Source organism: Zoogloea sp. GW822-FHT05C07 (assembly GCF_058800215.1).
This window is the reverse complement of the sequence record NZ_CM179510.1, coordinates 5,284,980-5,310,537: the sequence shown is the minus strand read 5'-3', so window position 1 is coordinate 5,310,537 and position 25,558 is coordinate 5,284,980. Positions and strand designations below refer to the sequence as shown.

Sequence of the window (25,558 nt, the reverse complement as noted above, 5' to 3'; positions counted from 1 at the left end):
GATGAGTCAGCAGACAAACAGCAATAGACCTGTGGAAAAGCGCCCGCGCGTGTTGATCGTGGATGATGTCCACGAAAACCTGCATGTATTGGTCGGCATCCTGCGCGACGAGTACGCCATCTCCGCCGCGACCGGCGGCGAAAAGGCCCTTGTGCTGGCCCACCGTCACCCGCAGCCCGACCTGATCCTGCTCGACGTGCGGATGCCCGGCATGGACGGCTACGAGGTGCTCTCCACGCTTAAGGCAGACCCGGCCACGACGGATATCCCGGTGATCTTCGTCTCGGCCCTGTCAGACCCGGAGGACGAGGCACGCGGGCTGGCTATGGGCGCTGCGGACTTCGTCACCAAGCCGGTCAGCCCGGATCTCCTCAAGGCGCGCGTGCGCAACCAGCTCGAACTGAAGCGCTACCGTACAGAGCCGCTGCCGGTGGACATCATGTCCCACGCCGACGACCGCCAGAGGGCGATCCTGATCGTGGACGACGTGCCCGAGCACATCCACGAACTGCTCGAGGCACTGAAGAGCGAGTACCGCATCCTGGTGGCCTGCAACGGCAGCCAGGCGCTGGAAATCGTGGAAGGCGCGGCGCCGCCCGACCTGGTCCTGCTCGACGTGGTCATGCCCGACATGGACGGCTACGAGGTGTGCCGGCGCATCAAGGCGAGCGCGGCCGGCAGCCGCATCCCGGTCATCTTCGTGACGGTAGTCGGCGAAACCCGCGACAAGGTGAAGGGCTTTGAACTGGGCGCCGCCGACTACATCACCAAGCCCATCGACATCGACGAGGTGCGTGCGCGCATCCGCACCCACCTGGAGCTGGCGCGCCTGCGGCATGTGCTGGAAGACGTGGTCAGCCAGCGCACGGCCATGCTGCGGATCAGCGAGGAACGTTACCGCCACCTGGCCCATCGCGACGCGCTCACCGGCCTGTCCAACCGGATGCTGTTCGCCGAGCAACTGGCCCACGCCATCCTGTCGGCGGAGCGGAGTGCAACGCCCTTCGCGCTGTTCTTCATTGACCTGGACAACTTCACGAGCATCAACGAGAGCCTCGGCCACGGCCTTGGCGACCAGGTGCTGCTGGAAGTTGCCAACCGCCTGCGCCTGCTGTTCCCCGACAACGACGCGATTGCCCGTATCGGCAGCGACGAGTTCAACGTGGTGATGGACATGGCCGTCTGCCACGCGCCGGTGGACCTCACCGCCCAGCGCGTGATCGACGCGCTGGCCAGCCCGTTCCAGCTGAACGGCGACAGCGTGTATGTGGGCGCCAGCCTCGGCATCGCCCTCTATCCCAGCGACGGCACCACCGCCGAGGCCCTGCAGAGCAATGCCGATGCCGCCTTGCACCAGGCCAAGGCCCAGGGCAGGGGAAGCCTGCGCTTCTTCTCGCCGGAGATGACCAACCGTGCCCGCCAGCGCCTGACACTGGAGGCCGAGCTGCGCCGCGCGCTCGACAAGGGCGAATTCCGCCTGCACTACCAGCCGCAGATTGACCTCGCCGACAACCGCCTCATCGGCCTTGAAGCGCTGGTGCGCTGGGAACATCCGGTGCGCGGCACCGTCTCGCCCGCCGAGTTCATTCCCCTCGCCGAAGAGAACGGCCTCATCGTCCGCCTCGGCGACTGGGTGCTGGACGAAGCCTGTCGGCAGATCCGCGCCTGGTGCGACAGCGGACAGGCGCCGCGCCGCACGGCGGTCAACGTCTCGGCGGTGCAACTGAGTCGCGGACGCCTGGTGGAGTCCGTCAAAGGCGCGCTGGAGCGCAGCGGCATTGCCCCGCAGCAGTTGGAGCTGGAAATCACCGAGAGCTTCGTGATGGCCAATGAAGACGAGGCCTTCAACACTCTCGCCGAGATCAAGGCCCTTGGCGTGCGGCTCTCCATCGATGACTTCGGCACCGGCTATTCGTCTCTCGCGCGGCTGCAGCGGCTGCAGGTCCATAAGCTCAAGATCGACATGTCCTTCGTGCGGGACATGACCACCAACAGCGGCAACGCCTCCATCGTCAAATCCATCATCGCCCTTGGCCACGGATTGGGTCTCGAAGTCATTGCCGAAGGTGTCGAGAGCGCAGCCCACGCCAACCGCCTGCGTGCGTTGCGTTGTGACGCGGCGCAAGGCTACTGGTTCAGCCGCCCGCTGGTTGCCGCCGACGTGCCGGCCTTCATGGCCAGCCATCAGGCCTCGCGCGTCCTCGCCGAGCCCGAGGCGCAGTGCGCGCTGTTGATCGTCAACCGTGACTCCAGCGCCTTGTCGGCCATCCGCCGTGCGCTGCGCCGCGAGAACCGCCATACGCTCACCGCCAGCAGTGGCGAAGAAGCATGGGCGCTGCTCGCCAAACACCAGATCGGCGTGGTGATCGCCGATCAACATGCCCTCGGCCCGGGCGGCGCCGACCTGCTCCCGCAATTGCGGCAGTCCTACCCGGAGGTGGTGTGCATTGCCCTGACGGCCATCGAAGACGAAGAAGCCGCCCGCCAGGCCATCGCGCGTGGCGATATCTTCCGTTTCCTCGCCAAACCCTGGTCGGACACCGAACTGCTGCAGGTGGTCCGGGATGCGTTCCGGGCGTGTGCCGGCCGCGGATCGGAGGAGGGCAGCAACACCGCACGCTGATTTGTGTACGGCCATCCACCCCTGGCATCAACTTTGCGCCATAAGTTCGAGGCTATTTCAAATAGTCATAAGAAATGTCTAGTTATGGAGCAGCGCCGCTGAAATCCATAACACCTTTCGAAATGGCGTTGTACAGGGGCGTGTCAAAGGGGAAAGTATGGCCATCAAGTTCAAATCGATTCAGCATCGTATTTCTGCGGTTGCCGGGGCGTGTCTGGTTGTCTCGGTGATATCCACAGTGGGTTTCGGCGTGTATTCGTCGCGCGACACCCAGCAACTCGTCAGCGAACGGGTCAGCGGGCTGGTGAAGGAGAACACGCTCGCCAGCCTTAAAGGGGTTGCCGGAACACAGGCTGGCATCATTCAGGCAAAGTTCGATGTGGCGCTGGATGCGGCGCGGACCATGGCCCATGTCTTCGAACTGGGAAAAAAAGAAAATGGTTTGAGCCTGGGGCGTAACCAGATCAATGCCGTGCTGTTGAACGTGCTGAAGAACAATCCGGATTTCAACGGCACGTATTCCTGCTGGGAGCCGAATGCACTGGACGGCCACGATGAGCAGTTCCGTACCGGTCAGGGCGGCAATAACGAAAGAACCGGGCGTTTCACGCCCTATTGGAATCGGGACGCCAAGGGCAATATCGCCGTTCAGCCGCTGGTCGAATACGACACGATGGACAAGCATCCGAATGGGGTCCTGAAAGGCGGTTGGTATATCGGCCCGCGGGACACCAATACGGAAAGCGTGCTCGATCCCTTTCCGTATATCGTCCAGGGTACCCAGGTCTGGCTGACCACGCTGTCGGTGCCGATCATGGTCAATGGCAAGTTCGTCGGCGTGGCGGGAACCGACTACAACCTGAACTTCGTGCAGGAATTGTCCCAGCAGGCTGACCACGGCTTGTTCGGCGGCAAGGGCGAAGTGCTGATCGTCAGCAACATGGGCCTGATCGTCGCCGATAGCGAAAAGCCCGAGATGATCGGCAAGCCCTTGCAGGAGCTGTTGCCCGGTAAGGACATCACGGCGGTGGTGGCGGATATCAAGGCCGGCAAAGCCGATGCGCGCCTCGATGAGAGCACGGGCCTGATCACGGCCATGGCGCCGATCCAGCTCGGACGGACCGGCAAGCCGTGGGCGGTGTTGATCAGGGTCAGCAAGGATGTGGTGCTGGCGGAGGCCTACGCGCTGGACAACAGCCTGGCAGCGCAGGCCACCGCGTATACGGGCTGGCAGGTGTTGGTCGGCCTGCTGGCGGCGGTGGGCGGCACGACCTTCCTGTGGTTCGCCGCGGCTTCCTTGGCCCGCCCGGTGCGTGAGGCCGAGCAGTTGGCCAATACCATCCGCCAGGGCGACTTTTCCAGCCGCGTCGAGAGCCGTTCCGACGACGAGGTTGGCCGTCTGGGCGTGGCTCTCAACGATATGGCGGCTCGTTTGCAGGCCCGCGCCGATATTGCCGAACGGATCTCCCAGGGCGATCTGAATCTCCGGATCGACCTTGCCTCCGACCGGGACCAGCTGGGCATGGCGCTGCAGCGGATGCTGGACAACCTGAACGATGTCGTCGGGCAATTGCAGAACGGGGCCCGGGAAATCACCGCCAATGCCGAGCAGGTTTCGGATCTCAGCAATGAACTGTCGACGGGCGCCGCCCGCTCCGCGTCGTCGGTGACCGAGATTGGCGCCGCGATGCAACAGCTGACCTCCACGACGCGGGGCAACGCTGAAAATGCAGGCCAGGCGGACGGCCTGTCCAAGGCGGCGCAGACTTCGGCGGTGAGTGCCAGCACGCACATGGGCGAAATGATCTCGGCAATGGACGAAATCGAACAGGCCGGCGTCAGTATCAACGAGATCATCCGCGTCATTGACGAGATCACGACGCAGACCAACCTGCTGGCGCTGAACGCGGCCATCGAAGCGGCCCGCGCCGGAGAACACGGGCGCGGCTTTGCGGTTGTTGCCGACGAGGTGCGCAACCTGGCGACGCGCAGCGCGGAAGCGGCCAAGAGAGCCTCCAGCCTGATTTCCGGCTCCGCCGAAAAAACCCGTCGTGGCGCCGCCATCGCCGACACGACGGCCACGGCGCTGGGTGAGATCGTCGATGCGACGACCCAGGTTTCCAACCTGCTGTCTGAAATCGCCCGGGCCTCGCAGGAGCAGGCTTCCGGCTTCTCCGAAGTGTCGATCGGCCTCGGCGAGATCGACCGCGTGACCAACCGCAACAGCGGCGATGCCGAAACCTGTTCCCGGTCGTCGGTGGTGCTGCGCCAACAGGCGACGAACCTGGTTGGTTTGGTCGGACGTTTCCGCATCCGGGGCTAGTCAGTCGCGTAGCGCGTCGCCGGAGACGCGCGTTTCGGGCGGAAGGCTGCAGGGGGGCCTTCCGTCCAGGCCTTATGCCCGTTCTGGTTTTGCCAAATTTGGCAAAGTCAAGTAATTGCTTCATTTTCGTCGGCTTCCAATCGGCACAACATCTGATCCCAACAAAAACACTGTGTTGGGGGGCCTTCGTTGTCTGCCGCTACGCTTTCGACTCACTCATTGACGCAGATCCAGCCGACCGAGTATCTGGCGGTCCCGGTGCTGTTGAATCTGCGTGCATCACTCCAGCTCCCCCTCGCGCCGGATTTCCTGGATGGACCTGTTGCCTGGGTTCCATGTGGAGTCAGCCTGCCCGTTGTGCAGTCGCTGCCACCGCTCCCGGAAGGCGAAACGGCCTGTGTCATCGCGCTCTATGAGCGGGGTGCCATGGAAGAAGCCCAGGGAGAACTGCAGCAAGGTCTGCCGCTTACGCCGGCGTGGCTGCGTGCGGCCTTGCGGCGTGGCGAATGGGATGACGCCATCGCGGTCGGCCCCACGCTGCCCCTTGACGCTGCCCAGCTGGCCGGTCAGTTCATGCACGCCGTCGCATCGGGGCACGACGATGCTGTCCATCTGGCCAGGGCGCTGCCCCCGGAGGCGGTGGACGTTGCAGAGCGTGTCGCACGGCGTTTCCGTGCGGAAGTCCAGGTCCTGGCGCTGATTGGCGACGAAGCGGCGGAGACAAGCGCGCAGACACCCGAGTCCGGTATCGGAGCCTGGTCCGACAGGCATTGCGAGACTGTCATCCCGACCCTCTCGGGCGGCGCCTGGGCGCCGGCAGTGAACATCTTCCTGAAATGTCTCTGAGGTACGCTGCTTGATCAAACGCGTAAATGGTGTCCATCCTGCAAGTCTTTTCCGTCTCAGTTCCCTGCCTTGAGCGACCCGCTCGCCCGGCGCACGCCTACGATGCGTTCGAAGCCGCGCAGCGTGCCGTCAGCCAATTGCCGACCCCCGCGCCCGTGGTGGTCTCGTGCCGCTGTCACGCGGCAGCCAGGGAATTGCCGGCCTATGTGCGTGGCGGGGCGCTTGGGGCGGCGTCGGGATACGCCTTCCAGGCAAAGTCCGTGGCGTTCCATTTTCTGGCTGGGGAGCGTGACGGCGTGGCGTGCGTCGAAGTCCTTATCCCGGGGCAGCGCAGCATCTCGGTGAGCTACCGCATCAGCGCCGAGGGCGTCGTCGCAGGCCTGACGACGGAAGGGGCCACGCAACTGCTGCTGCATGTAAAGGGCAAGACCAGTGTCCAGGATTTCTCGGAGCATCTGGCAACGATGGTTGAACGCGCCTTCACCGCAGGCGACCTCATGCTGGCCAGGGCGGCCAGCGCCCCGCGCAGCGAAGCCGCACCGGCTTCCGTTACCCACACTCAGGATGTGTACGCCGGGATGATTCCTGGCTGAGCACGCCTGAGTCTTCACACCTCGCTGCCGGCCCTTTTGTCCACCCGGTACTGCAGCTGACCACGCCGCAGCTTGAGCAGGCGAGCCGCTGCGGACAGGTTTCCGTCGGTGCGGCGCAGGGCCCCGGCGATCGCCAGGGATTCGATTTCTTCAAGTGCTATGTTCGCGTCCAGAATCCGTTCGATGGCCTGGTGGACCGAAAGGGACGCTTCCGGGCCGGATTGTGGAAGTGTGGTGCTTGCCGACGGGGAGGGCAGTGGGGCGGTCTCGGGCACCTGCTCGCCGCCGGAGAATAGATGCTCCACGTCGATGCTCCCGTTGTTCTCTGTGAGGATCACCGCGCGTTCGATGATGTTCTCCAGTTCGCGGATGTTGCCCGGCCAGTGGTAGGCCCACAGCTTTTCGCCGGCACTCTGGGTGAGGCCGGCGATGATCTTTCCAAACCGGGCCGAATAGCGTTTGACGAAGGTATCCACCAGCAGCGGAATGTCCTCACGGCGTTCCCGCAGCGGGGGAATCTTGACCGGGAATACGTTCAGCCGAAAAAAGAGGTCTTCGCGGAATCTGCCGGCTTCCACTTCGCTACGCAGATCGCGGTTGGTCGCGGCGATGATGCGCACGTCGATCCGGCGGACCTGCGTGTCGCCGACGCGTTCGAGTTCGCCCTCCTGAATTACGCGCAGCAATTTCCCCTGCGCATGCAGGGGCAGGCTGCTGATCTCGTCGAGAAACAGCGTTCCGCCGCTCGCCCGCTCGAAGCGCCCCGGGCGTGAGACGGTGGCGCCGGTGAACGCGCCTTTTTCCACGCCGAACAGTTCAGCCTCCACCAGCTCCTGGGGAATCGCTGCGCAGTTGATGGAGATGAAGGGGTTTTCCGCTCTCGGGCCGAGGACGTGCAGTGCCTTCGAGAAGCGTTCCTTGCCGACGCCGCTCTCGCCCGTCAGCAGGACGGTAGCGTCGGTCGGGGCGACGCGTTTTATCAGGTAGGCCACCTCGTTGAAGCTGTGCGATGCACCGATCAGATCGGGCAGTTGCTGGGGAGCCTCCTTCTGCGGGTTCGGGGAAGCAGGCTGTGCGCTGCGCCGCCTGGGGGTTGAGATGAAGTGCTCGACCTGCAGGAAGCTCAGGTGGGATTCCGCGTCTTCACATTCTTCCAGGGGTTGGCCCACGACCCGGCAGCGGGCGTGGCCCATCGCCACGCACTCGACCTCGCGCCACAGGATCGGACGCCCCATCAGCGCCGTTGTAAAACCCGTCGCGTAGCCGACCATCATCCAGCACGCGGGAGCGCCGCTGATACCGAATTGAGCGCGGTGGATCTCGGCCTCCCAGGACGATTCCCAGTAGTAATCGCTCCAGAAATCCCCGGTTTCCTGGTTGAACTGGACCCGATCGACGGCCTGGTTCCGCACGAAGCCTTCCATCTCCCGCAGGCGGGTGCCGTAGGCGAGGGTCCTTTCCATCTGCCCGTCCTCCGCGGCGTGCAGGCGGCGCGCATCTTCTGCGCCTTGTTGGTAGCCCAGGCGGGTGAACAGCTCACGGGTGTTCTCGCCACCGAGGCGCTCCATCAATTCCCGTCGCAAGGCAGCCAGGGTGAAGCCGTGGATCAGCAGCATGCGCTGATCCAGGACCAGGATCTGCCCGCTGTCCGGGTCGAACTTGACGTGCCTGGAGATCTCCTTGTCATCGATCTCGTGGGGAATGAAGCGCAGGTGGGCCGCTGCTCGATGGGGCATGTAACGGAGTCTCCGATTTTCCGAAAACAGGGAATTTCTGTTTTGCGAAATTAGATATTTTTGTTTTCAACAAAAACGATTCTAGCCTCACATCGGCGTGAAAGTAAAAAATATCTATCAATCAATAAATTAAAGTGATTTTCATGCTGTGGCATGGGGTTTGCGAAGTGAGAGGCAAGAGCCCGAAGTGGCCTACGTACTTTCATCCCAAAGGAGACCCCGGCTGTGTTGAGTCCTCAACCCATGCTTGCTGTGCGCGTGCTCGAAATGCGCGAAGCCGCAGTTGATGTTCTGAGTCTTGTTCTGACGTCCGTAGATGGTGGATCGCTGCCGCCTTATTCCGCAGGGGCGCACATTGACATCACGCTGCCCAACGGCATGGTCCGTCAATATTCCCTTTGCCGGGCCGATGCCGGATCCGGCAGCTATGAAGTGGCCATTCTTCGCGATCCGGCGGGGCGGGGCGGATCGGCGTGTGCGCACCGGGACATCAAGCCCGGGGATACGCTGGGCATCAGCCACCCGCGCAATCTGTTTCCGCTGGTGCCCGCGCCCGTTTCTATCCTGTTTGCGGGTGGTATCGGCATCACCCCGATCCTCGCGATGGCGGAGGAGTTGCACCGCCAGGGCCGCGACTTCGAGCTCCACTACTGCGCCCGCAGCCCCGAGCGTGCCGCGTACCGGGCATTCCTGGCGCAGGCCCCTTGGTCCGGACGAGTCCGCGGCTATTACGACAGCGAGCCGGATCAAGTCCGCTTCGATGCCCGGCAGATTCTCTCCGGGCGTGACGACGGAGCGCATCTGTATGTCTGCGGCCCGGAGGGCTACATCCGCCACGTCCGCGATGCGGCCAACCAGGTGGGCTGGGGGGATGCGCGGGTCCATTTCGAACATTTCTCGGCATCCGCCGCGCCGCTGACGGACAGCGGCGAGTTCGAGCTCGTCCTGGCCCGTCGCGGCATCACGGTCCGGGTCGGCGCGCAGACGACGGCCGCGCAGGCGCTGCTAGATCACGGCGTCGATGTGCCCCTGTCCTGCGAGCAGGGCATCTGCGGGTCCTGCGTGCTGCCGGTTCTGGATGGCATTCCGGACCATCGGGACGTCTTCCTCAGCGCAGCCGAACGGGACGGCAACCGCTGCTTCACCCCGTGCTGCTCGCGCGCACGCACGTCGAGCCTGCTCATCGATTTGTAAACGTGGCGGCCCCATCGCCACATGTCATTACCGGGCCTCTCGCCCGGGATTCACACCTGGAGAAAAAAATGGAGACAACACGAAGCGTCACGTATCTCAAGAACGCGTGGTATGTAGCGGCCCTGTCATCGGAGGTCGGGCCGGAAGACCTGTTTGCCCGCAAGCTCCTGAATACCCCCGTAGTGATTTACCGTACGCAGGGTGGAAGCCCGGTGGCGCTGCTTGATCGCTGCCCCCATCGCTTCGTGCCGCTCAGCATGGGCGTGCGCAGTGGTGACGACGTGGTCTGCAAATACCACGGCCTGAAGTTCGATTGCAGCGGCGCCTGCAATCGCAATCCCCACGGCAACGGCCATATCCCCCGTGCGGCGAGGGTTCGCACCTTTCCGTTGAGCGAGCGTTACGGCTTCATCTGGATCTGGATGGGCGACGAGCCGGCCGACGAATCCAAGCTGCCGGATGTCGGCCCGCTGACCGAAGGGCATCTCAACGGGGTGGGTTACACCTACATGCACCGGAAGACGTATTACGAGCTGATCACGGACAACGTGATGGATCTCAGCCACGTCGATCACCTGCACGGAGAGATCATTTCGACCCGCGGGCAACTCACGCCCCAGGTGCCGCAGATCAAGGAGACGAACAGCACGGTTTCCACCCGCTGGGAATGGGAGCAGACCCCGCCGATCTTCATCCTGAATCAGTTCCTGCCCGAGCCGATGGTCGAAGCGCGACATTTCGTCGAGGTGGTGTTTATGGCGCCGTCCACCGTCCAGTTGCAGATCGGTGCCACCCAGGACGACGGGGCGCTGGATCTCGAGCATTGCGTCGGGCAGTACGACCTGCACACCACGACGCCGGAAACGGACGGCACGACTCATTACTTCTTTGCGACCCGGAGAAACCACCTCGTCGAGGACGCCGAGTACAACGCCGCCAAGATCAAGGGCATGCACGACGCCTTCGTGGATGAGGACGGCCCCTATGTCGATGCGCAGCACGTGGCGATCGGCAACGCCGATCTGATGAGCCTGAACCCGGTTCTGCTCACCAGCGATGTGGGGGCGGTACGGGCCCGCCGGATCTTGCGCAGCGTGATCGCCGATGAGGTTGCGGACCTCGACGGGGGCACGTCCAGCTCCCAGGCTCTTGAGCACGCCTGAGTGGGGAGGAAAATCATGAGAATGAAGCTCATGGCAAGGGCGGTCGCCTGTGCCTCCGCGGGCATGGCCCTGTCCGGCCCGGCATTGTCCTTCAACGTCGAGACGGACTCCCCGGACCTGGCCATTTCCTGGGACAACACATTCAAATACAGCACGGCCTGGCGCGTGCGCAGCGTCAATTCGAGCGTTGCCCCGGCGGGCACTGCCGGATTGACGCCGCAGGTCAACACCAACGACGGTGACCGCAATTTCGGTCGAGGCCTGATCTCGAACCGGGTCGATATCCTCACCGAACTGGGGGTGCGCTATAAGCGGGATAGCGGTTTCCGGATCAGCGCGGCGGGGTGGTACGACGACGTTTATCAACACCACAACGACCGTAGCGCCGCCGATGCCCCCGGCCTGAACCAGACCGGGCCCTACGACGAATTCAACAAGCACACCCAAATCGCCCAGGGACGCAACGCCGAATTGCTGGACGCCTTCGTCTATACGAAGAAATCCCTGGGGGAAATGAACCTCAACCTCAAGGCGGGCCGTTTCACGCAGCTTTACGGGGAGAGCCTTTTCTTCGGCAACAACGCCATCGCCGGCGCCCAGACACCGCTGGACCTCGCCCGCGCGCTGTCGGTGCCTAACTCCCAGTTCAAGGAGGTGGCCCGGCCGGTCGGCCAGGTCTCGGTGCAGCTCCAGATCACGCCCGACGTGATCTTTGGCGCCTACGTCCAGCCGGAATGGCGCAAGTCGCGGCTGCCGGCGGCGGGCAGTTATTTCAGCTTTGCCGACTTCGTGGATGATGGCGGAGAAATCCTCTACACCCCGTACGGACCGGCCAAGCGCGGGAAGGACATCGAGCCCGGCAATTCGGGGCAGGGCGGCATGCAGCTTCGCTTCAAGGCCGGCGACAGCGAGTACGGGCTCTACGCGGCGACCTTCCACGAGAAGCTGCCCCAGTTCTATGCCCGTTTCAATGCCGGGCCCGGCGGCGTAGTGCCGCAGGATTACGTCATGGTCTATGGGCGCAACATCCGCACGGTGGGGGGGAGCTTCAGCACCCTCGTCGGCGAGACCAACGTCGCGGGGGAAATGTCGTACCGGACCAATATGCCGCTCGTTGCAGCGGGCAGCTTTGTCTTTCCGATCAACGATCCCGCTGCGGATGGCGACCGGAATGCCCGTTTCCCCAAGGGCGATACGCTGCATCTGAATCTGTCGGCCATCAGCGTGCTGGGCGCCAATGCCTTGTGGGACGGAGCGTCATTTGTCGGCGAATTCGCCTTCAACCGCCGACTGCGCGTCACCGATAACCCGGAGGCGCTTGATCCCAACGCGACGCGGGATGCGGGGGCCTTGCAGTTCGTCTTCACGCCGGAGTATTTCCAGGTCCTGCCCGAAACGGATCTGCAATTGCCGGTCGGCGTGAGTTACGGCCTGTGGGGGCGCTCGTCGGTCAATGGCGTGTTGTTCCCGGCGGAGCATGGCGGCAGCGTGAGCGTCGGCGCCAAGGCGGTGTACCAGAAGGCCTGGCAGCTGGGGCTCAACTACACCCATTACGTGGGCTCCGCGGGCTCCGTTGCGACGGCTACCGGTCTCAATTCCTATCAGAACTTCCATGGCGACCGCGATTTCGTGTCGCTGTCGGTTCAGCGCAGCTTCTGAACCCATTCCCGCCAAACAAGGAATCCCAACATGAAGAGCAAAACAATGATCTGTCTGGCCGTAGCCAGCACACTGTTCCCGTTTCAATTGGCCGTAGCCTCCGTTTCGGCAGACGAGGCGTCCCAGCTAAAGACGGTCCTGACCCCCCTCGGCGGCGAGAAGGCCGGCAACAAGGATGGCAGCATCCCCGCCTGGAACGGGGGCGGGAGCAGCAAAGTCAGCGGATCCCGGGTTGGCGACATTCCGGTCAATCTGTTTCCGGGAGAAAAGCCCACCGTACAGATCTCGGCGTCGAACATGGCCCAGTACGCGGGCAAGCTCTCCGAAGGCACCATGGCGCTGCTGAAGAAATACCCGGACAGCTATCACGTCAATGTCTTCCCGACCCACCGGACGGCCGTCGCGCCGCAGTACGTCTATGACGGAACGGCCCGGAATGCCACCGGCTGCAAGACCGTGGACGCCGGAATGTCGGTGGAAGGTTGCTTCGGCGGCATTCCGTTTCCGATCCCCAAAACCGGCATCGAGGTGGTCTGGAACTACATCCTCCGCATCGAACCCGAGTCCGTCGAATTCGGCTCCAAGAACATCGTCGGAACCTCGAACGGCGCGCGGACGATGGCGACGCGCACCGACAACTTCTTCCAGCATCCCTATTACTACAAGGACGGATCGGCCAAGAGCTGGACCGGGGAGTATTTCCTGCAGCGCTTCAACACCACCGCGCCCCCGTTCAAGGCCGGCGAATCCCTGGTCCTGCGCGACAGCATCAACGCCAAGCTCCCGCGCCAGGCCTGGCAGTATCTCGTCGGGCAACGTCGCGTGCGCCGGGCGCCAACGGTGGCCTACGACACGCCTGATTTCGTGTCGTCGGGCGCCAATTACTTCGACGAGGTCATGGGCTTTATGGGGCATCCGGACCGTTTCGAGTGGAAGCTGGTTGGCAAGCGGGAAATGTATATCCCGTACAACAACAATGAACTGGTGACGGCGAAGGAATCCGAAGCCTTCGACAAGTTCCACCTCAACTCGAACAAGCTCCGGTGGGAACTGCACCGCGTCTGGGAAGTGGAAGCCACGGTCGTCTCCGGCAAGCGCCATGCGGTGCCCAAGCGCAAGTACTACTTCGACGAGGACACCTGGCTGCTGGTGCTCATGGATGGCTACGACTCGGAGGGCAAGTTGTGGCGAACTTCCGTGGTTCCCACCTTCTTCGTGCCTGCCGTGCCGGCGGTGCTGGCCAAGCCGGTGACCATCTACAACCTCCAGGCGGGGACGATGAGCACGGTGCAGGGCTTGTTCCAGGATGAAACCTACAAGGTGGTGTCCCGCAAGAACGAGTCCTTCTTTACCGGCGATGCTGCTGCTGCGGATGCCGATCGATAGCGTGTATTGAACCTTGTCCGGCTGGGGCACGGGGCTTTAGGCCCGTGCCCCAGCCGGCTCTACGGCAGCTGGAAACTACGCGAGCCATTTCAGCAGCGCGCCGTAGAGCTTGTCGGGGGCTACGGGTTTCGAGACGAAGTCATTCATCCCCGCCGCCATGCACCGCGCCTCATCATCGCTGAATGCATTGGCGGTCATGGCGACAATGGGGATCTCCCTGCCGCTTTCGAGCTGGCGGATGACCTTTGTCGCGGTGACCCCATCCATCCTGGGCATCTGCATGTCCATCAGGGCCAAGGCGTATGTCCCTGGCTGGGCATCACGAATCTTCGCGACGGCAATCTCGCCATCTTCAGCAAAGTCGCACACCAGGCCGATCTCTTCGAGCATTGCCTGGGCGACCATCTGGTTCACCTCGTTATCCTCGACCAGTAATATCCGCGTGCCGGCATAGCACTCCCGCAATTGCTCGGCCATTGCAGTCTCCGAAGTCGCTACGGATGCGGGGCTGTCGCCGTCCGTCTTGAGCAGGCGCACGGTAAGCCAGAAAGTACTGCCTTCACCCACAACGCTGTTCACGCCGGCGTCCCCGCCCATCAATTGGGCCAGCCGCCGGGTGATCGCCAGGCCAAGGCCTGTGCCGCCAAAGCTGCGGACCGTGGATGCGTCGGCCTGCTCAAACGGCGTAAACAACCGGTTCATCGTCTCCCGGGAGATTCCGATGCCCGTATCGATGACTTCGAAACGGAGCACGACGCTGTCAGCGTCCTCGTGTTCCTGGAGGGTGCGCACGGTGACGGAACCCGTCCTGGTGAACTTGATGGCATTGCCGACGAGGTTGAGCAGCGCCTGAGTCAGGCGAGTCGAGTCCCCCAGCAATCGCGGCGGCAGGCTCTCCACCTCGGTTTTGAGCTGGAGCCCTTTGGCGCTGGCCGCCTCGGCGACCATGGAGCACACATTGAAGGGCAGGACGCGGACATCCAGTTCGTCTTCCGACAGCTCGAGCTTGCCGGCCTCGATCTTCGAGAAGTCGAGAATGTCATTGATGATCGACAGCAGATGTCTGGCCGAAGCCTTGCTGTTGTTGAGCCAGTCGAGCTGTTTCGGATCGGTGGCGCGGTGCGTCGCCAACTCGATCATGCCCATGATGCCATTCATAGGGGTCCGCAGCTCATGACTCATGTTGGCGAGAAAGGCGCTCTTGGAACGATTGGCGGCCTCGGCCGCTTCGGCGCGATTGGCGAGGTCCAGCTGCATCGCCCCGATCTTGATGGCCATGCCGTTGAACGACCGGGCCAGATCGGAGAACTCATCGGTACCGCTATCCTCGATCCGATATTCCAGATCCCCTTCGGCGATCTTCTGCGCACCGTCGTGCAAGGGCAGCAGGCGGTTCCGCAAGAGTTTGCTCAGATAAAGGGTGATCAGGATCGAGCCGATGCCGAGCGTGAAGGCAAACAGGATCACCGTGATGGACAAGCGTCGGTAGGTCGCTTCGACACGGTCGTCCGCGGCGTTCTGCAGCGCCAGAGCTGCGTTCTGCTGACCATTGGCCTTCATCAACAGCTGGCTGTACAGCCGCCGGTCGAGCTCCTCGAGGATGAGCTTGTTGGCACCCGGGGCTTTCATGGATTCGGTGTTCTGCACGATCCGGTCGAACAGCTGTGTTGCGTCGTCCGCATTCCTGCGCAATTGCGCCAGAAGCCGCTTCTCCTTGTCCCGCGCAAATTTCTCGGTCGCCTCGTCCAGCAATTCGTTGGCGATCCGCTTCTTCTTTTCCCATGAGGCCCGCAGGTGTTCCTCGCGGAACAGGAAGTACTGGTCTCGAAACGTGGCCCGCTGGAAATAGTTGTCGCTGATCGTATTGGCCAGCCTCGCATTGCTCTTGGCAAAATTGAACTCGCGAAATGCACCAACGAGAATTCCGCCCAACGCCAGCAGCGCCACTGCCACAAGGGCCGAGAGGATCCTTAATTTGGCAGAAACGCTCATGGGGCCCTACTTGTGGATCAGAACTGCATCCGGCTTCACCGCCAGGAGCCCGTCCAGATAGACGTAGCTCGCATAGTCCGGCATGTCCGATTGTTCGGTGAGCTTGTTCTTCAGCGCCCACCGGGTTTCATCTTCCAGGGTCAGCAGCAGCGTCTGGTCGAGGACGACCTTGTAATTGAAGGCGTCCCAGACCTCCCGAACCAGCTGCGTGTCGATCTTTGCCGCTGCGGCGATGATGTTCTGTGCGTCCGTCGGGTATTTCTCGACAAACTCTTCGGCCTTGATCAGCGCGCGGAGGAAGCGTTGGACCGCTTCGGCGTGCTGGCCGACGAAGTCCTGCTTGGCCGCGATATTGAAAGTCTCGGTGTAGATCTGCCGGTCATAGAACACCACGCCGTTGGTGCCCAACTGATGCTTGATCTGGGTGAGGGGATAATTCCATGTCGAAACCGCATCGACCTGCCGGCTCAGTATGGCCTGCTGCATTTCATCGGGTTTCAGCGCCACGGCCCGTATGTCACCTTTGCCCAGGCCTTTGGCGGTGAGCATCGAGTCGAGGAAAAATTCGGAGGTGGTGCCGGCGGTGTAACCGATGCGTTTCCCCTTCATGTCTTCCGCCGTCTTGATGCCGGCGTCCATGTTGGCGACGATGGCGTTGTTGAGGGTGCTCGACTCGATATTGGCAAGGACGAAAATCCTGGCGCCGCTGAGGATGCTGAACATCACCGGTGTTTCCGCCACGGTGGCGATATCGGCTTGTCCATCCAGAACCGACTGCAGCGCCGCCTTGCCATGGCTATGTTGCAGCAACTGCACATCCAGACCTTCTTCAGCGAAATAGCGCCGTGCGGCCGCCACGTGGATCAACGTGCTTTGCGGTTGATAGGTGTAGGCAACCCTTATCTCCTGGGGCGCTTCCTTCGTCGTGCGGGGCAGATTCGACGGCGTGGAGTTGTCACAGCCCGCAATGATCAGCATGGCAGTGATGGCCAACAGTGCTTTCCACATGGCATCCCCTTTTTTTGGAACGCAAGCGTCTACATGCATCCTGCGTTATCACGGAGCGTCTCATCCCAAGATGGGCGGTCGCTATGAAATGCTGCACTGCTTTAGCCTGGACCCGCATATCTCATGTTCCAATTGGGCGGCAGAACCGTGCAGGCCCGGACCTACCGGGCTAAACTTCTTCTGCATTCAGGTAATCACCTTGGCGACACGCATCGCTGCGGCCGGCGCTCCCCGTGCCGTGACGCTCTGACTGGCGCGCCATTTCCCCACTTCAGTGAAAGGAATAATCATGGGTCTGTTCGATCAAGTCGTAGGAGCCGTCATGTCTGGCCAAACTGCTGAAGGCGCCGCCAATCCCTTGCTCTCCAGCATCATGCAACTCGTCAACGATCCGCAGACCGGCGGCTTGGCCGGCCTGGTCCAGGCCTTCCAGAATGGCGGCCTCGGTGAAATCGCCAAGTCCTGGGTATCGACGGGCCAGAACCTGCCGGTCTCCGCCGAACAGATCCAGAGCGTGCTAGGCAGCAGCGGGTTGCTGCAGAACCTTGCCAGCCAGCTCGGCCTCAGCAGCGAGCAGGTTTCCGGTCATCTCGCCGAATTGCTCCCGCAGGTGGTGGACAAGCTGACGCCCAACGGCGCCATTCCCGAGAGCAACGACCTGGTGGCGCAGGGCCTTGACCTGCTGAAGGGCAAGCTCTTCGGCTGACCGCCTGCATGAGCCGCGGCACCGGTCGTGATGGCGGTGCCGCGGATTTTCTGCTCAACGCCGGGTTATGTACCTTTGCCCTCGGCGGGCAAACTGAATGAGTTCTCAAGCATCCGCAATTCGGGTTGGTGTAGAACCGCCAGACGCTCCAGCACCTTTTCCCCCTCGGGCAGGAGATGAATCTCCACCTGACGCCGGTCCTCCTGGTTGATGCGTCGCTGGATCAGACCCAGCTTCTCGCAGCGATCCAGCAGGGCCACAACGCCGTGGTGCTTGGCTTGCAGCTTTTCGGCGAGTTCTCCGACGCTGGCCCAGTCTTTTCCCCGCATGGCCTTCACGTGCAAGAGCAGCTGATACTGCAGGGACGTCAGGCCTTCCGCATGGCAGATATCCTCACTGAATCGCAAAAAACGGCGCAATTGGTGGCGGACATGGGATAGCCGCCGGTAGTCCTCTTGGGAGAGCGTGGCCGGAAGGTCGGAGGTGCTTTCCGATGAGGGCGAATTCGTGGGGTTGCGGGGATCCAAATTCGGCATTCGTATCGTGTGCAGCTGAGTGAATCCCCGGATTCTAAAACGCCGCCGCCTAGGATTTCACATGATCCGCGGCGCCCATTGGAACCGGGTCGTCCCCCAGGAGCCGCCGTAAATCCCCGCTCCACCAAAGATCGAAACACCACGCGAGAAATGCCAGCAGCGCGGCGACCACCAGCCAGAATCCGGCGTTGATCTGTTCGTCGGCCAGATACACGGCGCACAGACGGGTTGGCGCGTCCTGATAAAGCAGGCCGACGACAGCTGCCATCCAGCACCAGTTGCCTAGAAAGAATGCCTGCACGATGCGACCGGCCAGCGGCCACGAGTATCGGAATGCGGCGCCGGCGGCGAGCAGCGAGCCGAACTTGGCCGCCTCCGCCCAAGGCAGGAGACGCGCGGCATCGATGGCACGGGGAATCATCCAGAACGACGTTGCCAACACGCCGAGCAATAGCCCGGTGAGGCCGTAGGCATTCCACGCTTGGAGAGGCGACGCTCGCGCTGGTCCACGGCCGCCAGCCAGCAACCATCCCGTGGTGGTGATCAGCGGCAACTGGACAAGCATGTGCCGCGTCATATGGCTCTCGAACCAGCCGCGCACCACGGGCATCATCAGGAGCAGCAGCAGGCCAAGGGCGATAAGGACACCACGGGGGTTCTTCATGAGCCGGCCCGCACTTCCGTCGCTTTGACCGCCTCAATCCTCGCAAGCGCCTCCGCCAGCGCTGCGGCCGGATTGGCGAGATCCATGATCCGTACCAGGCGGCCACGTTGGTCCACTACGTGTATTGCCGCATTGTGCTCAAAACCGCCCAGCCCATCGGGGATGACGACAATCCCGAAGTTGCCGAGCAGCTTTGGCAGCTCCGCGGAATTGGCGAGTGCCGCGAATTGCCACACGGCGCCGTCGGCACGCTGGTGGCGCGCATAGGCGGCAAGCTCGGCTGGCGTGTCGTGCTCAGGATCGAAGCTGATGCTGAGCAGGCGGACACGGTGCTGCAAGCCGCGTGCACGGATCTCGGTCTGCAATTGCTGGAACTCGCTTCCGAGCGCGCGGCATACCGTTTCGCAACGGGTGTAGACGAAGTCGAGAAGGGTCACGCGGTCCGGATCGCTCAGCGACATAGGCCTGCCGTCCGTGCCCAGCACATCCAGAACGGGCAACTGAACCGGAGCCTCCGAAACTTCAAGCCGACGCGCGTCTTCACTGGTGAAGGCGCGCAGCCCATCGGTGGTCAGCACGAGGGCGGAGCCGCCGGCCAGCGCAACACACAGCAAGGCGAGCAGCGTCCGCATCTCGTCCCGTCCCGACTTCCGGCTAGCGGAATTGCGCCAGTTCGTCGCCACCCGTCCAGGGCTTGCTGCGCGCCTTGGTGGCGTCGCGCTCGGTCGCGACCGTGGTCGAGTTGATGGGGCTAGCCGTATTGCCCCACTGTTTCCGGACGTAGCTCGTCACCGCAGCGATTTCGGCGTCGTTGAGCTTCTCGCCGAAATTCGGCATCGTACCCTGATAGTTCGCGCCTTTCACCGTGATCGGACCATCGATGCCGTGCAGCAGGATTTGCACGATCAGGCGCTCCTTTCCCGTCGCCCATTCCGACCCGGCCAACGGGGGGAATACGCCAGGAATCCCTTGCCCGGTGGCCTGGTGACAGGCCGCACACTGCGCCGAAAAGATCTGCGCGCCGTCCACTGCCGCACCAGGTGCGGCCGCTACGGTGGCGGAAAGGTCCGAGAGAGTGCGCCGGTCGCCAAATTGCGGCGGAGTACGTGGATTCGCAGTCGCAATGTAATAAATGGCCCAGCCCAGCAAAATGGCGACCAAGCCCAGCAGGAGCACGGGAATCGGCGTCGACGACTCGTGGGGTTCGGGGTTTTCGCGCAAATGGGCGTCATGAATGGCCTGCCCACGCTTTGAATGTAAGGTCATGGCTCTGAATTCCTATTTAGCCTGTGCGGCGTCTGGAATGGGGTAGGTGTGGTCAAGCGACAGGAGGTACTTGGCCAGCCTGATGGCCTCAGGCTTGGCGACGATCACGCCCTTGGCCGGCGCGAACGCCGGGGGAAGCGTCACCACCTTGTCTCCCGCCGCGGCCTGCGCCTTCAATTCGAACAGGTACGGGAAGCCCGGCATGATGCTGTTCGGAGTGTACGCCCGGGGCTGGTACAGGTGGCCGAGTTGCCAGTCGATGCTCGGCTGGCGGGCGCCGATGTTGAACAGATCGGGGCCTGTACGCATGGTGCCCAGCAGGTGGGGCTTGTCGTAGTAGTAATCGCCCGGCACGGGGGTTCTGCCCCAGCCGCGCTTGGCATCCGGAGCCTGGCTGGCATCGCGCGGTTGCTGGGAATGGCAGTACACGCAGCCTTCGCTGATGTATTGCTGACGCCCCAGAGCTTCTTCCGGGCTGTAATCCTTGAGCTTTTCGGGAGGCCGGACCGACTGCAGCTGGAAATAGGGCAGGACGACCAGGGCGCTGGCGGAAACGGCGAGGGTGACCAGGGCGCCGGAGATGAGCTTGAATTCGTTTTCCATGATTCAGGCCGCAAAAGGGTTGCCGAGAATGACGGAGCCGGTACGTTTGGGGCCATAACGCAAGGCCATGGCCGCGAAATGGAAGGCAAACACCAGATGGCCGGCCGTCATCAGCGCGCCGCCGACTGAACGCGCTTCCAGATAGGGCAGGGTCACCGTTACCGAATCCATGAACGGACGCGTGGCATCGAGCATGGCGAGACCTTGCAGGACGCCGCCTATGGTCAGGCCGACGAAGTAGATCGCGAAGCCGACAACGACCAGCCAGAAGTGCCATTCAATCAGGCGCGGATACGGCCACTCCCAGGCCATGATGCGCGGCATCACGAAGTAGATCGCGCCGAACATCACCATCGTCACGAATCCGTAGAGCCCCAGGTGGGCATGGGCAACGGTGAAGTGCGTGAAATGCGTGATGGTGTTGATGCTGCGCAGTGCTTCAAAGGAGCCCTGGACCGAACTGAGCGTGTACATCAGGCCCCCTAGTGCAATGAAGCGCAGCGTCGGGGAATGGGGAATGGCGGCCAGAACGCCACGGAGCGTCAGGAACTGATTCGTCGTGAAGGCCAGCACCGGCACGATCATCATCACGCTCTGGACGATCGACAGCGTCACCATCCATTCCGGCACCGGGCCGCCGATCAGGTGGTGGCCGCCGACCTGGCCGTAAAAGAAGGCCAGCGCCCAGAAGCCAAGCAACGAAAGGTTGTAGGACTGGATGGGGCGGCCGAGCACCTTCGGCAAAAAGTAATAGGTGGTCGCCAGGGCCATCGGCGTATAGAAAAGCCCCAGCACGTTGTGGCCAAACCACCAGTTCATCGTGGCCTGTTCAACCCCGAAATGAAGCCCAGGGAACTTGGCGACGACGAACAGGATGGGGAACCAGAAAAGGGCCGCGCCCATGTACCAGATCGACACGTACAGGTGCTTCTCGGTGCGCCGGTGCAGGGTCAGGATCAGCGGCAGCCCGATCATCGCGCCGCCGGCCACGATGAACAGGCCCAGTTGCCAGGGGATCTCGAGCCACTCCATGCCGTCGTTGATGCCATTGCCGATACAGACCAGGCCGGCGATCAAGGCCGCGTTCCACAACACGGCCCCGAGCATGGCATAGCGCCCTCCGGCCAGCTTCGTCTTGAGGAGGCGCGGCAGCATCCAGATAGCGATGCCGAATGAAGCCATGGGCGCCCAACCGTAGGCGACCACATTGAGGTGCAGCGTCCGGATTCGACCGAAGGTCAGCCACGGCGTATTGGTCAGCCAGTCCGGGTTGTGCAGCTTGAGCGAGCTGGTCAGCCCCGCAAACGAGGCCAGCACCAACCAGACGACGGCGCAGCACAGAAAGATGAAAGCCGGTTTGGCGCTCGAGCGATCCGCTTCAAGCCGGGCGCGGAGGGCGCCCTGATCCGGCTGTGTGTTGTCGGCACCACCATGGGCCACCACGCGTTGCAGGGCCGAGATGCCTGCCCGCGTGGCGCCCGGATCCTCGACATGGCCAATTTCCCCGGCAGCGAAGATCGTGCGGGCGCCTTTGGCGTTGCGCTCGAACAGATTCCTGCGCAAGGACCAGATGAAAACGAACAATCCTGTGACTGACAGGATGAATGAAGAAAGCAAGATAGTGACGGTATCCATGGCTCTTCCGTTGGGGTTCGGGGGTGACGACTCGCGGAGCTTTGGCTCCTGCTGATAGTTATTTGCGTGCTGCCAGCGGTGAAGAGCGTCGCCTCTACGGCCTGCATGGATAGAGAGATGCCTTCGCGCTGCCGATAATTAGATCATAACGTGATATAAATACAACCGCGCTGGCCATGTGGGTAAGGTGCAACCGGGTGAGCGGGAACCTGATCTCTTTAGCTGCCGCTCATGGTGCAACAGAGCCAATTCCACGCCGAACCCGCAGGGCGCTGGAGCCTCGGAAGTTCAGACCCGCAGCTGGGAGTGTCGGAATTTTTGTGGCTGAGGCCTGACGGCCGGGGCGGTCACAGAGGTGATGCGCGACTTCAAAAAGGTGGGCATAAGCGCCGCTGCTTCCGTTCGTTGCCTTTCCGACGGAAGTGCGGCGGGGGACCTACATCAACATCACAGCCAACCGTGGGTGATGAACTCCATCACCGGATAGACCCGGTTCTCCAGCGGACGTGCGTGCACCGCCTCGACGATGCGCGCCACGCCGCTGGCGTACGGCGTATCGCCATAGACGCGCGTTTCCATCTGTACGCTGCAGGCGCCATCCTCGATGCGGATGCGGTGGAAGGCGTGGCGGGCGAGCTGGTTTTCCGGGATGTGCAGCGTGTCGTGCTGGACGGACGGCTTGCGGACTGACTGGATCTCCTCCTGTGCCAGCCCGAGCGCATGGGCCATGCTTACCGCCGTGCCCGGTACTGACGTCTTGGACGCCTGATGGGATTCCACCAATTCGATCTTGTAGCCCCGGAACAGCGGCCCGGACGCCTCCAGCATGGCCATGAACTTGAGCATCAGGATGTTCGTATTGGGGCACAACACCACCGGAAAGGCGAACTCGCCATCCTCGACGGCCGACCCGGTGGACAGCTCGATGAGCGGCGATGCCGTCTCCTCGCAAAACGTACCCACCGCCGCCAGCTCCCGTCCCGACCCCGCGTGGACCACGATGGCCTGCCCATCGCCCGCCGCCCGTTCTTCCCACGAAACGACCTGATACCGCGTGTCCAGCTCCAGCGAGCCGAGCAGCTCCTTCGCCAGCTTGCCGGCCCCTACGATGATGACTTGCATGACTACCGCTTGAGATTGAAAGCGGGGGATTGTGAGGGAAGGGCGCGAGCTTGTGTTGGAGGGATTCGGGGGCTTGCCGATGTCTTCTACTGGTCCGCGGTGGTGGATGCGGAAGGTGTCACCTTGTCGCGCTCGATCTCGCGCATGGGGTAGACCTCTTTCACATAGAAGTAAAAGAACGCCACCGACAGCGCCAGCACCAGCAGGCCTACGATCTGCGACGTCATCTCCATGCCGGCGGGTCCGATCTTGATGGTCGAGTTCGTCGTTGTGGGTGGGGCAGATTCTTCGCCGGCGGACTCGGCGGACTCGGCGGCCTGCGCCTGCACGGCCTGTGCATTGGCCCTTTCCGCCTTTTTGGCACGCGTCCGCCCCGTGTAGTCGCGCTTGAACTGCAGGTAGGTGATCCACAGCCCGAAAGCGACGATACCCATCACGATGCAGAACAGGAGTTGCGTGGAGAACAGGTGCCACTCCCAGCCGCGCCTCTCGTAGTCTCGTTGCCACCGGATGTGGGCGGCCTGGTCCTCCTGGTCCAGTTCCACCAGGGTCGTAGGCATTGTCTGTGTGCTCGTTTCCTGAGCCCCGACCTCGTATTTCTTTGCAGTGCCACTGACGTCGACAACCACCCCCCAGGTGGTTGTCGGGTTGCCGAGCAGTACCGAGCACAGGCAGGCAGCGGCAAGCATTCGCATCGCCACCGACATGCTCATGCCCCTCCCGTAACCTGGGCCAGCAGGTCCAGGTAGTAATACAGCTCCTTGTACGGGCAGTCCTTCGGAATGCCTGCCTCGAAAGGTGCAAGGTCGGCGGCGTTGTTCCTGCGGATCAGGTCCGTGAGCACCTTGCGCAATGCCCGCAATTCTTGCGGCGTACCGGCATAGTTGCTTCGGCACGCATCACCGGAGGCTAGGCCCGGCGGCGTCGGCAAGGTTTGCTGCATGATTTTCGTCGGGGTGCACCCCAAGCTTCCCAGATTCCCGATCACGGTCATCTGTTGCTCGGGCGACAGGGTGACACCCCTGAACACATCGGCCTTGAAAGCCTCATGCTTTTCGACTGTCAACTTGCTGGCATCGATGGACTTATATATCCGCAACTCCGCCGCCCTTGGCGGCGTCTGCTGCTGTGCCTGTGCCGCAGATATGCCGACCACACCGATGGTCGCGCACAACATGGCCTTGCACCGGGTTGCCAGGGGCCAACGCCGCACCTTGCACGAGTTCATGGCAACCTCCCCCAGGACGCTCATGCATTTCTTATAGTGGAACCATGTTGCCTGCGCAAGGCTTGCGCCCTGACGCGGAGGGTGCCGGTGTGGTCGCCAATCAATAACGCGCCAAGACCGCGCCGGACTGTATTTTTATTCAATACTCTGCCACTATACGGCCCCCCGATTTTCCCTTGCGGGAAATGCACGTCGTCGAGCAATGGCTTCAAACAAAGCGCATCACGCCACAGGCTGGGCCGCAGCGGTCATCGCGGCGGCAGCGGTCGCCCACGCCGGCGCGGGTGGCCCTTATCAGATGTGGAGCGCGTTGAGCTTTGTGATGGGCTTTATCGGCAGCACCGCGCCTGATTGGTTGGAAGTGGCCTGGTGGTCCAGGTCGCGCCGTTTATGGATCACCCACCGGACCCTGACGCATTGGGGCCTGGCCTGGATCGCGCTCCTTTTCTATTCCTATGAGCAACTCGGCAAAAGCACGCCGGCGCCGCTGGGCGTGGGTTTTGCCATCGGCGGGCTGATGCATTTGCTGGCGGACTGGCCCAACCCCCTCGGCGTGCCGTGGCTGTGTTGCCGTCATTCCCTCAATTGGTGGAAGAGCGGGCGCTGCGACCTGCTCGTCGTTGCCGCGTCGTGGATCGGTGCCTTTGCCTGCGCGGATTACGTCTGGTTCCACGGGATTCACTGTGCGTGGATCATGGAGTGCGTGCGCTCGGCAGCTCGATAGCCGCGCAGGTGGAGGCTGCCAAGTGCCCTTCGCGGCAAAGCTGAGCGTCAGCCGCGCCGTGCCGCTTCGATTGCCGCGATGTCGATCTTGCCCATCTGCATCATCGCCTCGAAAGCCCGCTTGGCCGCCGCCCGATCCGGATCGGCAATCGCGGCCGTGAGGGCGCGCGGCGTGATCTGCCACGACAGGCCCCACTTGTCCTTGCACCAGCCGCAGGCGCTTTCCTGGCCGCCGTTGCCGATGATCGCATTCCACAAGCGATCCGTTTCGGCCTGGTCGTCGGTCGCCACCTGGAAAGAGAAAGCCTCGCTATGCCGAAACTCCGGCCCACCGTTCAGACCAATGCACGGAACGCTCATCACCGTGAACTCGACCACCAGTACGTCGCCCTCCGCGCCCGAAGGATAGTCGCCGGGCGCACGATGGATCGCGCCCACCGCACTGTCCGGAAACGTCGAGGCATAGAACCGGGCGGCTTCTTCCGCGGCGCCGTTGAACCAGAGGCAAATCGTGTTCTTGCTGACCATTTTCATTCTCCTACGGGCAATGAG

23 protein-coding genes are annotated in these 25,558 nt (G+C 62.6%); 10 read left to right on the top strand and 13 right to left on the bottom strand.

Annotated elements, in window-relative coordinates:
• Position 1: 1 nt before the first annotated feature.
• From AC3QL2_RS24315 to AC3QL2_RS24300, 4 genes are all read left to right on the top strand, one after another.
• Entirely contained in the window at positions 2-2,623 is a 2,622-nt protein-coding gene (locus AC3QL2_RS24315; RefSeq protein ID WP_493234846.1) for an EAL domain-containing protein, read from the top strand.
• Between the two features lie 226 nt (positions 2,624-2,849).
• Complete coding sequence (locus AC3QL2_RS24310; RefSeq protein ID WP_493234847.1) at positions 2,850-4,946, top strand: methyl-accepting chemotaxis protein; 2,097 nt, start codon at positions 2,850-2,852, stop codon at positions 4,944-4,946.
• A 219-nt stretch (positions 4,947-5,165) separates the two neighbouring features.
• The gene (locus AC3QL2_RS24305; protein ID WP_493234849.1) at positions 5,166-5,792 is read left to right on the top strand and encodes a hypothetical protein; all 627 of its coding nucleotides are present in this window, start codon (positions 5,166-5,168) and stop codon (positions 5,790-5,792) included.
• A 26-nt stretch (positions 5,793-5,818) separates the two neighbouring features.
• Positions 5,819-6,385 carry a hypothetical protein gene (locus AC3QL2_RS24300; RefSeq protein ID WP_493234851.1) on the top strand — a complete coding sequence of 189 codons (567 nt, stop codon included), beginning with the start codon at positions 5,819-5,821 and terminating at the stop codon, positions 6,383-6,385.
• Between the two features lie 14 nt (positions 6,386-6,399).
• On the opposite strand, the gene AC3QL2_RS24295 is transcribed toward AC3QL2_RS24300, so the two are convergent.
• On the bottom strand, positions 6,400-8,121 hold the full coding sequence (locus AC3QL2_RS24295) for a sigma 54-interacting transcriptional regulator (RefSeq protein WP_493234852.1): 1,722 nt from the start codon (positions 8,119-8,121) through the stop codon (positions 6,400-6,402).
• A gap of 243 nt (positions 8,122-8,364) precedes the next feature.
• Here AC3QL2_RS24295 and AC3QL2_RS24290 point away from each other — a divergent pair, with 243 nt between their 5' ends.
• The 4 genes from AC3QL2_RS24290 to AC3QL2_RS24275 all read left to right on the top strand — a co-directional run bounded on the left by AC3QL2_RS24290 (position 8,365) and on the right by AC3QL2_RS24275 (position 13,523).
• Entirely contained in the window at positions 8,365-9,315 is a 951-nt protein-coding gene (locus tag AC3QL2_RS24290; protein WP_493234854.1) for a PDR/VanB family oxidoreductase, read from the top strand.
• Between the two features lie 68 nt (positions 9,316-9,383).
• On the top strand, positions 9,384-10,478 hold the full coding sequence (locus tag AC3QL2_RS24285) for a Rieske 2Fe-2S domain-containing protein (RefSeq protein ID WP_493234855.1): 1,095 nt from the start codon (positions 9,384-9,386) through the stop codon (positions 10,476-10,478).
• Between the two features lie 21 nt (positions 10,479-10,499).
• On the top strand, positions 10,500-12,137 hold the full coding sequence (locus AC3QL2_RS24280) for a DUF1302 domain-containing protein (protein WP_493235001.1): 1,638 nt from the start codon (positions 10,500-10,502) through the stop codon (positions 12,135-12,137).
• Between the two features lie 30 nt (positions 12,138-12,167).
• Positions 12,168-13,523 carry a DUF1329 domain-containing protein gene (locus AC3QL2_RS24275; RefSeq protein ID WP_493234857.1) on the top strand — a complete coding sequence of 452 codons (1,356 nt, stop codon included), beginning with the start codon at positions 12,168-12,170 and terminating at the stop codon, positions 13,521-13,523.
• Positions 13,524-13,598: 75 nt separating this feature from the next.
• On the opposite strand, the gene AC3QL2_RS24270 is transcribed toward AC3QL2_RS24275, so the two are convergent.
• Entirely contained in the window at positions 13,599-15,515 is a 1,917-nt protein-coding gene (locus AC3QL2_RS24270; protein ID WP_493234859.1) for a hybrid sensor histidine kinase/response regulator, read from the bottom strand.
• A 6-nt stretch (positions 15,516-15,521) separates the two neighbouring features.
• Complete coding sequence (locus AC3QL2_RS24265; protein WP_493234861.1) at positions 15,522-16,508, bottom strand: ABC transporter substrate-binding protein; 987 nt, start codon at positions 16,506-16,508, stop codon at positions 15,522-15,524.
• Positions 16,509-16,845: 337 nt separating this feature from the next.
• Between AC3QL2_RS24265 and AC3QL2_RS24260 the strand changes: the two genes are divergently transcribed.
• A complete protein-coding gene (locus AC3QL2_RS24260) occupies positions 16,846-17,229 on the top strand; it encodes a YidB family protein (protein WP_493240318.1) in 384 nt (127 codons plus the stop codon).
• A gap of 65 nt (positions 17,230-17,294) precedes the next feature.
• Here the strand turns inward: AC3QL2_RS24260 and AC3QL2_RS24255 are convergent, their stop codons facing one another.
• The 9 genes from AC3QL2_RS24255 to AC3QL2_RS24215 all read right to left on the bottom strand — a co-directional run bounded on the left by AC3QL2_RS24255 (position 17,295) and on the right by AC3QL2_RS24215 (position 24,283).
• Positions 17,295-17,756: a MarR family winged helix-turn-helix transcriptional regulator gene (locus AC3QL2_RS24255; RefSeq protein ID WP_493234864.1), complete on the bottom strand. Its 462-nt coding sequence runs from the start codon at positions 17,754-17,756 to the stop codon at positions 17,295-17,297.
• A 58-nt stretch (positions 17,757-17,814) separates the two neighbouring features.
• Entirely contained in the window at positions 17,815-18,429 is a 615-nt protein-coding gene (locus tag AC3QL2_RS24250; protein WP_493234866.1) for a hypothetical protein, read from the bottom strand.
• Positions 18,426-19,061: an SCO family protein gene (locus tag AC3QL2_RS24245; protein WP_493234867.1), complete on the bottom strand. Its 636-nt coding sequence runs from the start codon at positions 19,059-19,061 to the stop codon at positions 18,426-18,428. The genes AC3QL2_RS24250 and AC3QL2_RS24245 overlap by 4 nt, the downstream gene beginning before the upstream one ends.
• Positions 19,062-19,083: 22 nt before the next feature.
• A complete protein-coding gene (locus tag AC3QL2_RS24240; protein ID WP_493234868.1) occupies positions 19,084-19,695 on the bottom strand; it encodes a c-type cytochrome in 612 nt (203 codons plus the stop codon).
• A gap of 12 nt (positions 19,696-19,707) precedes the next feature.
• Positions 19,708-20,298, bottom strand: coding sequence for a cbb3-type cytochrome c oxidase subunit II (locus tag AC3QL2_RS24235; RefSeq protein WP_493234869.1), 591 nt, complete (start codon positions 20,296-20,298; stop codon positions 19,708-19,710).
• Between the two features lie 3 nt (positions 20,299-20,301).
• Positions 20,302-21,933 carry a cbb3-type cytochrome c oxidase subunit I gene (locus tag AC3QL2_RS24230; RefSeq protein WP_493234871.1) on the bottom strand — a complete coding sequence of 544 codons (1,632 nt, stop codon included), beginning with the start codon at positions 21,931-21,933 and terminating at the stop codon, positions 20,302-20,304.
• A 447-nt stretch (positions 21,934-22,380) separates the two neighbouring features.
• Complete coding sequence (locus AC3QL2_RS24225; protein WP_493234872.1) at positions 22,381-23,055, bottom strand: dihydrodipicolinate reductase; 675 nt, start codon at positions 23,053-23,055, stop codon at positions 22,381-22,383.
• A gap of 86 nt (positions 23,056-23,141) precedes the next feature.
• Positions 23,142-23,768: a hypothetical protein gene (locus AC3QL2_RS24220; RefSeq protein WP_493234873.1), complete on the bottom strand. Its 627-nt coding sequence runs from the start codon at positions 23,766-23,768 to the stop codon at positions 23,142-23,144.
• On the bottom strand, positions 23,765-24,283 hold the full coding sequence (locus AC3QL2_RS24215) for a hypothetical protein (RefSeq protein ID WP_493234875.1): 519 nt from the start codon (positions 24,281-24,283) through the stop codon (positions 23,765-23,767). The genes AC3QL2_RS24220 and AC3QL2_RS24215 overlap by 4 nt, the downstream gene beginning before the upstream one ends.
• A gap of 202 nt (positions 24,284-24,485) precedes the next feature.
• On the opposite strand from AC3QL2_RS24215, the gene AC3QL2_RS24210 reads away from it, so the two are divergent.
• Positions 24,486-25,007 carry a metal-dependent hydrolase gene (locus tag AC3QL2_RS24210; protein WP_493234877.1) on the top strand — a complete coding sequence of 174 codons (522 nt, stop codon included), beginning with the start codon at positions 24,486-24,488 and terminating at the stop codon, positions 25,005-25,007.
• A 47-nt stretch (positions 25,008-25,054) separates the two neighbouring features.
• Here the strand turns inward: AC3QL2_RS24210 and AC3QL2_RS24205 are convergent, their stop codons facing one another.
• Positions 25,055-25,534: a VOC family protein gene (locus AC3QL2_RS24205; RefSeq protein ID WP_493234879.1), complete on the bottom strand. Its 480-nt coding sequence runs from the start codon at positions 25,532-25,534 to the stop codon at positions 25,055-25,057.
• Positions 25,535-25,558: the final 24 nt, after the last annotated feature.